The 6759-nt window shown below is 68.7% G+C and carries 3 protein-coding genes; 1 reads left to right on the top strand and 2 read right to left on the bottom strand.

Annotation, left to right across the window (positions count from 1 at the left end):
- Positions 1-155: 155 nt before the first annotated feature.
- Both PMI14_RS32320 and PMI14_RS32315 read right to left on the bottom strand, forming a co-directional pair.
- Positions 156-4091 (bottom strand): WG repeat-containing protein, encoded by a 3936-nt coding sequence (locus PMI14_RS32320; protein WP_007861806.1) that lies wholly within the window; start codon positions 4089-4091, stop codon positions 156-158.
- Positions 4092-4259: 168 nt separating this feature from the next.
- Positions 4260-5144, bottom strand: a complete 885-nt coding sequence (locus PMI14_RS32315; protein ID WP_007861804.1) for a LysR family transcriptional regulator — start codon at positions 5142-5144, stop codon at positions 4260-4262.
- A gap of 120 nt (positions 5145-5264) precedes the next feature.
- Here PMI14_RS32315 and PMI14_RS32310 point away from each other — a divergent pair, with 120 nt between their 5' ends.
- The gene (locus tag PMI14_RS32310) at positions 5265-6590 is read left to right on the top strand and encodes a M20 family metallopeptidase (protein WP_007861802.1); all 1326 of its coding nucleotides are present in this window, start codon (positions 5265-5267) and stop codon (positions 6588-6590) included.
- Positions 6591-6759 lie beyond the last annotated feature (169 nt).

Raw genomic sequence — 6759 nt, 5'->3', positions numbered from 1 at the left:
CCCCTTCTCTCGAATGGCTGCGCCATTCGGGAAGGGGGACACCGCCAGCGCGGCGGGGCGGCCCTTGCGCGGCGGTCCTGGTGTGAGGCAGCACGTGCTCGACGAATGGCGGACGACTCAGCCGCACCTCTGAGCATGGCAGCTTGGACTTGTGCTCAGTCCTCGCCCTTCTCCCTGGCCTGCGCGGCATACACCAGGCCAATGCGCCGGTACATCCAGCGCCAGGCGAACACGTAGAGCAGCACCACCAGGCAGGCCACGCCCAGGCCGGGCCGGAACGGGGTGGAGAAAAAGAAGCGCCAGGTCCAGTAGAGTTCCGAAAAGCCCATCAGCGCGAAGGTGCCCAGGCCCACCCAGGGGCCTTCGGCGCGCCAGGCACCCACGGACACGAAGGCATGGGCGAGCAGTGCTGCCAGGCCCAGCACCAGGTTGTTCACCATGGCGAGGAAGGGCCGCACCTCGAACCAGCCCGCCAGGCCCTTGAGCGTGGGCGTGTCGTCGGACTTGGCGCCCAGCATGGTCTTCACGATGAAGGCGGTGAAGAGGCCCTTCTGCTGCAGCCGGCCCGCGGCGGTCTGCTGGCTGCTGACCACCGAATCGACGAGCTTGCGCGTCAGCCAGTCGCTGGCCGATGACGAACCGCTGCCCGAGCCGTCTTCGTCCTCGTCGGGCGGCAGGTGCCTGATGGCATCCGGCACCTGCTTGCGCAGCGCCTCGGGCACATGGTCGATGGCACTGCTGCTGCGCCGCACGGCATAGGCGCACACGGTGAGCGTGCGCCAGGCCTCGGGCAGGTACTCCAGGCGCCAGCCACCGTCCTTCACGTACTCGATGCAGGCCTCTTCGCTCAGCATGGCCGGCGGGATCTGCTCGAACTGCTTGACGTTCTGGCGCAGCGCCAGGACGTAGAGCGACGGCGTCATCAGCCGGCGTGGCACGAAGCGCACGGTGTCCTTGTCGGACTCCAGGGCTGCGTACACCATGTCATGGGTGATGCGCTCGCGTGGAATTTTCGCCAGCGTGCGCGGGTGCAAATACAGTTGCTCCACCAGCGTGCCGTCATCGGCAGCGCCTGCATGCTCCTGCACCAGCGCCTGCAGCCAACGGGTGTCTTCGTCGTCGTTCCACTGCGCGCTGTACGGTGACTGCAGGGACAGCACGGTCGATGCTTCCAGCGCTGCCTCCGCTTCACGCCCGAGCTGCATGTAGGCGCTGGCCAGCACATAGTTCGCGTGCTGCTCGTAGCGCATCTCCGGCAAGCCCAGTTTCGCGTCGGCGATGGCGCCCTCGTAGTCCTCGGCCCAGAGCTTCACCCAGGCGCGGTAGCCGTGCCAGTGGCTGCCCTCGCGCGGCTCGCCATCCCTGCGCGCCTCGGCCAGATCGTCCTCGATCAGTTGCGTGGTGACGGCCAGGCGCAGGGCCTCGGGCACGTGCGGGAACACGTCCGAGCGGTCCTTGAGCGCGGCCACGCACACCGGCACGCTGCGCAGTGGCTCGGGCATCTTCTCGAGCGACAGGCCGTTGACACGCGCCGACACCAGGCACAGCGCGGGCGTGACCATCTCCGGCGGAATCACCTCGATCAGGGTGCCGTAGTCGTGCCGCACGGCGCGTGCGGCCAGCTCTGGCGTGATCTTGCTTTTGTCGATGTAGCTGATGTTGTAGATGTCGGCCTTGAGCGCCGCCTTCTCCACCTCATCGGTGCGCAGCCAGTGCGCCAGGTCGCGCAGGGGGGCCTTGGCGCGCACGGCCTTGAGTGCCAGCTCCGGCGTGAGCAGGCAACCCCACACATCGCACAGGCTGTTGTGGTCCCAACTGGTGGGGATGCGGCTGTTGCGCTCGTCGCGCCAATCCCACTCGTGGCGTTCGGCATAGAGCGCGCGCGCCAGCGCCAGGCCCTCGGCGGTCATGCACTCGGGCGGTATGCTCGCGGCCTGGTCCACGCCCCGGCGGATCAGGGCCTCCAGCCGCGCCGGCGTCTGGAACGGGCCGGGCACCCAGGCCAGCGCCTCCACATCGCCGGCCAGTGCCGCGTCCACCATCGCATCGTCGAGCCACGCTGCGGGCACTTGGGCAATGGCATAGCGGTCGCTGGCCACGGCCTGCAACCATTCCTCGCGCGTCTGGGGTTGGGGGCGCTCCACGGGCGAGCTGTCGTCCCCATCCGCATCGCCCTCCTCATCGGCGCCATCGCTGTCCTGCGCGTCCTGGGCTGCCTGGACGCGCCGTGCACGCTGTGCTGTCTCCAGAGCGTCGAGGCTCGGAGCCACCATCAGCCACAGTTCCCACCAGGCATCGCCATCGCCGGAATCGGAAGTCTTGTACAGCGTGAGCCACTGCTCGCGCGATTCGTGCACGGCCCCGGTGTCGCCGGGCAGGGCCTGCGCCATCGGCACCGCCCAGGCCTGCGTGCGTTCACCGCCGTGCCAGGGCGCGGCATGCTCGGGGTCGGGGTCGGCAGGGCCGTAGCGGGCTACCAGCACCTGCAGCATGGCCTCGCGGGCCTGGTTCACCGCGTCGCTCAGTTCCGAACACAGGAACTCGTAGGGGCCGTTGTGCTCCTCGCTGATGTAGGTGCGCATCACCCGCCGCAGCACCACCGCGCGGTTCGCCTGCACGGTGTCCTCGTCTTCTTCCTCGTCCTCATCGTCGTCGTTGTCGTCGTCTTCCTCGGCAGAGGATTCACGCTCGAGCGTTTCGCCCGCGGCCAGCCGGTGCAGCCGGGACTCGCCATCGGCCAGCAGGGTTTCGGCGAGGGGAAGGATGCCGTCCAGGGTATCGATGCCCTCGAGGTGGTCGGTGATGGGCGGCAGGAAGAAGGGATGCGGCGGGCGGCAGCTGCCGTCCTGCGCCTCGCTGCGCCACAGCGCCAGGCCCTGGGCATCGAGCAGCGTGACGTGCTGGCCGTCGTACTGGGCGCGCCAGACGGCGGCACCGCTCTTGTCGAGGTAGGCGATCCCGCCATCGCGGGTGAGAAACGGCACCAGCGGGGTACCGTACATCTCCTCCTCCAGCCAACCATCGCCGTTGGTCAGGGGCTCGAGCAGGGGCTCTGCCAGGGTGACCACGCGGCCATCGGGGTGCAGCAGGCCCCAGGCGGCGGGCTGTTCTGCCCCACCCTTTCTGGCACGGGATCCGGACGTTCGTACCACCGCAAAGCCGCCCTCCGAGCGGAAATGGCTGCCATAGACCAGCGGTGGCGTCTCCAGGGTTTTGCCGTCCGCGCGCAAGAATCCGGCGCCGTTGTAGTCGCTGCACACCATGCCTGCGACCATGTGCTTGGACAGGTGCCTTTCACCCTTGATCACTACCCGGCCCTGGGCGTCCAGGTAGCCATGGCCGTTGTCCCAGGAGTTGGGTTCGTCGAAGTAGGCAAGCCCTGCCTGGTTGAACGCCTGGATGCTCGGGTAGCGCGGCTCCAGCACCCACCGCCCGCGCGCATCGATCAGGCCGTAGGTTTCCCCGTCCAGCGATGCGGCGGTGGCGGGCTGCTCACCAAAAGGCAGTGCACGCTTGAATCGGGGCTCGATCACCCACTGGCCCTTGCCATCGACAAAGCCGTGGCCGAGCTGGTTCGTTCCCTTGATCTTGTGCGCCGCCCGCGACAGGCCGCCCGCGCCGAAAGAGCTGAGTTCGCGAAAACTCTCCTCGCAGGTGAACTGGCCCTCGCGGTCGATGATGCGCCAGGCGTTCTCGCCCACCATCACCGCACACAGCCCGCGGCGAAACGGCCGGGCGTCTTCAAAGGCCGGCTCGATCACCACCTCCCCCGCCAGGTTCACGAAGCCCCAGCGCCCGTTCTGGCAGAAGCGCGCCATGCCATCTTCCGAGAAGTCGCGGGCGTTTTCCAGGGTGGGAGGCACGCGCCATTGGCCCTCGGCGTCGATGTAGCCCCATCGGCCATCGCCCGCCATCGCGGCGGCGATGTGGCCGCCGTTGCCATCGGCGTTGAAGCGCATGATGGCGCGCAATCCCCCGGGCGGGGCGATGGCCCGGCCCGGGTGCATGATGAGCAGGGCGAAGGTCTCGCCGTCGGGTGACAGCGGGACGCTGGCAATCCAGGGTGCGGCAGCAGTGGTGTTCTTGTTCATGGTTTCCGGTTCCTCCGCGCTGGATCGTAAAGGCGGGCGATGGACCTCCCTGCCAGCGATCCCCCGCGTCGGGGAAAAGCCGGGCATTTGTCACGCTTTGCACCGGCAGCCGCGTGCCTGGAGCTTGCGCGTCTGTATCAATCTGTCAGTGGACTGGTGCACCGAAGTTCAGGTTCTGAGGGCCGCAGCCGCCCTGCGCACCGCCTCCATGAACTTCTGCGCCGCCGGGGTCGGCAGGGCACCCTTGCGGGTGATGGCGCTGATGGTCAGCGCGGGCAGGCGGGTCTGCACGGGGATGGCGCGGATGCCATGGCGCGCCAGCTCCCGGTCCAGCGCCGGGCGCGCGAACACGCTGATCAGGTCGCCACGGCCCACCAGTGCGCGCGTGATCTCCATCGAGCGGCTCACCACGATGCGCGCGGGCGCGGGCACGCCGCTGCCCGCGAACAGGTCCTCGACCATGGGCCGGTCCCAGCCCACCCATTCCTCGTGCTGCAGCGCCGCCAGGCTGCGCGCCCGCGCGCGCGGGTGGCCCACCCGCGCGCAGATGGCCAGCGGTGTCGTGAGCAGCTCTTCGCAATCGAACTCGGGGCCGGTGCGCTCCACGCGGTGCTGCACCAGCGCCAGGTCCAGCAGGCCCTCGCGCAGCGCGGGCAGCACCAGGGGCGCCAGGCCCTCGCTGAACTCCAGAGCCGTGGCCGGCAGCTCGGCGCGGAACAGCGCCAGCGCCTGCGGCAGCAGCGCCATCGCGGGAACGGACGATACCGCCACGCGCACGCAACCGAGCTGGCCATCGCGCATCTGGCGCAACTCGTCGCGTGCGCGCTCGGCCTCCTGCTCCAGCAGGCGCGCGCGCCGCTCGAAGGCCCGCCCGTATTCGGTCGGGGTGACACCGTGGGCACTGCGCACGAACAGCGGCACCGCCAGGTGCTCCTCCAGCTCGCGGATGGCGCGCGAGATCGCCGGCTGGGTGATGTGCAGCGCATTCGCCGCCTGGCGGATGCTGTGCAGCTCCACCACGGCAAGAAAGGCCTTGAGCTGGTGCGGTTTCATGGAAGCCTCTGGTGCGCAGGGTGATGCATTCTGGTTTTCACGACAACGAAATTGTGACTGTTCGCGGCATGGGCTTGGTACTAGAGTTGCCCGTCGTCGTCCAACCCGAAGGTCCTTTCCATGAAACACCGGCTCCTGCCGCTGGCCGCCCTGCTTGCCAGCCTGGCGATGTCCGCATCTGCCCAGACCACTTCGCCCCTGGCACAGCGCGTGCTCGCCCTGTCCGATGCGGCCGAGCCCCAGGTGATCGCCTGGCGCCGCCATATCCACCAGCACCCCGAGCTGTCCTACGAAGAGGTCCAGACCGCCGCCTATGTGGCGGCGGCACTGGCCAAGATGCCGGGCATCGAAATCCAGACCGGCATCGCCAAGACCGGCATCAAGGCCGTGCTGCGCGGCGGCAAGCCGGGCCCCGTGGTGGCCCTGCGTGCCGACATGGACGCCCTGCCCGTGCAGGAGCGCAACGACCTGCCGTTCAAGTCCACGGCCCGTGCCCAGTGGCGCGGCAACGAGACGCCGGTCTCGCACGCCTGCGGGCACGACACCCACGTGGCCATGCTGTTGGGCGCGGCGCAGGCCTTGTCCGCCGTGCGCAGCGAGCTTGCGGGCACGGTGGTGTTTTTGTTCCAGCCGGCCGAGGAACTAGGCCCCGGCCCCGTGCCCAGCGGTGCCAAGGCCATGATGGAGGCCAAGGTGCTCGACAACCCCAAGGTCGACGTCGTGATGGGCCAGCACATCAGCGCGCGTGCGCCGGGCAACACCCTGGCCTACCGGGCCGGCAGCTTCATGGCCAGCGGCGATGTCTTCAACATCAAGCTCCAGGGCAAGGGCGGCCACGGCTCCTCGCCCTGGACGGCCAAGGATCCCACGCTGACCGCGGCCGAGATCGTGCTCGCGCTGCAGGGCATCATCAGCCAGCAGATCGACCCGCTCGACGGCCCCACCGTGGTCACCGTGGGCCTGCTGCAAAGCGGCAACCGCGTGAACATCCTGCCCGACACGGCCGAGATCGGCGGCACCGTGCGCTCGCTCTCGGCGCGCAACCAGAAGGTCGCGCACGACAGCATCCGCCTCAAGGCCCAGAAGATCGCCGAGAGCGCAGGCCTCACCGCCGAGGTCACCATCGACACCGGCTACGAGGTCGTGGTCAGCGACCCCAAGATCACCGCCGCCCTGGCCCCGGCCTTCGCCGCCGCAGCCGGCGGTGCCGACAAGGCCCGCGAGGTGCCGCCCTCCATGGGCTCGGAGGACTTCGGCTCCTTCGGCGGCAGCGGCGTGCCCGTGGTGTTCTGGAACCTCTATGCCTCGCCCTTCGGCGACAAGTCGGGTGCACCCAACCACTCGTCCGAATTCGTGATCGACGAGAAGGCCTTGCGCATCGGCGTGCGCGCACTGACCAGCGCCACCCTGGCCTACATGGCGCAGAACCCCCCAGCCAGGCGCTGACCGCTGCGGCTCCCTTGGCAAACAGCCCATGCCGGACACCGGCATGGGCTGTTTTCATTCGGAAGGCGGAAATTTTCTAGGTGCAAACCCTGATTTTCCAGAATCCGTGTCGATTCCATCGGCGCCTGTCCGTCGTGGAGGATGAGCGCAGGGAATTTGATCTCCCTGC

The organism is Acidovorax sp. CF316, assembly GCF_000276605.1.
Lineage (GTDB): Bacteria > Pseudomonadota > Gammaproteobacteria > Burkholderiales > Burkholderiaceae_C > Acidovorax.
The sequence above is the reverse complement of the archived record's forward strand: the minus strand, read 5'-3'. Positions and strand labels throughout refer to the sequence as shown.

Excerpts from the sequence above, each read along its gene's own strand:
- PMI14_RS32315 (WP_007861804.1), bottom strand. The coding sequence starts at position 5,144 with ATGAAACCGCACCAGCTCAAGGCCTTTCTTGCCGTGGTGGAGCTGCAC.
- PMI14_RS32320 (WP_007861806.1), bottom strand. The coding sequence starts at position 4,091 with ATGAACAAGAACACCACTGCTGCCGCACCCTGGATTGCCAGCGTCCCG.
- PMI14_RS32310 (WP_007861802.1), top strand. The coding sequence starts at position 5,265 with ATGAAACACCGGCTCCTGCCGCTGGCCGCCCTGCTTGCCAGCCTGGCG.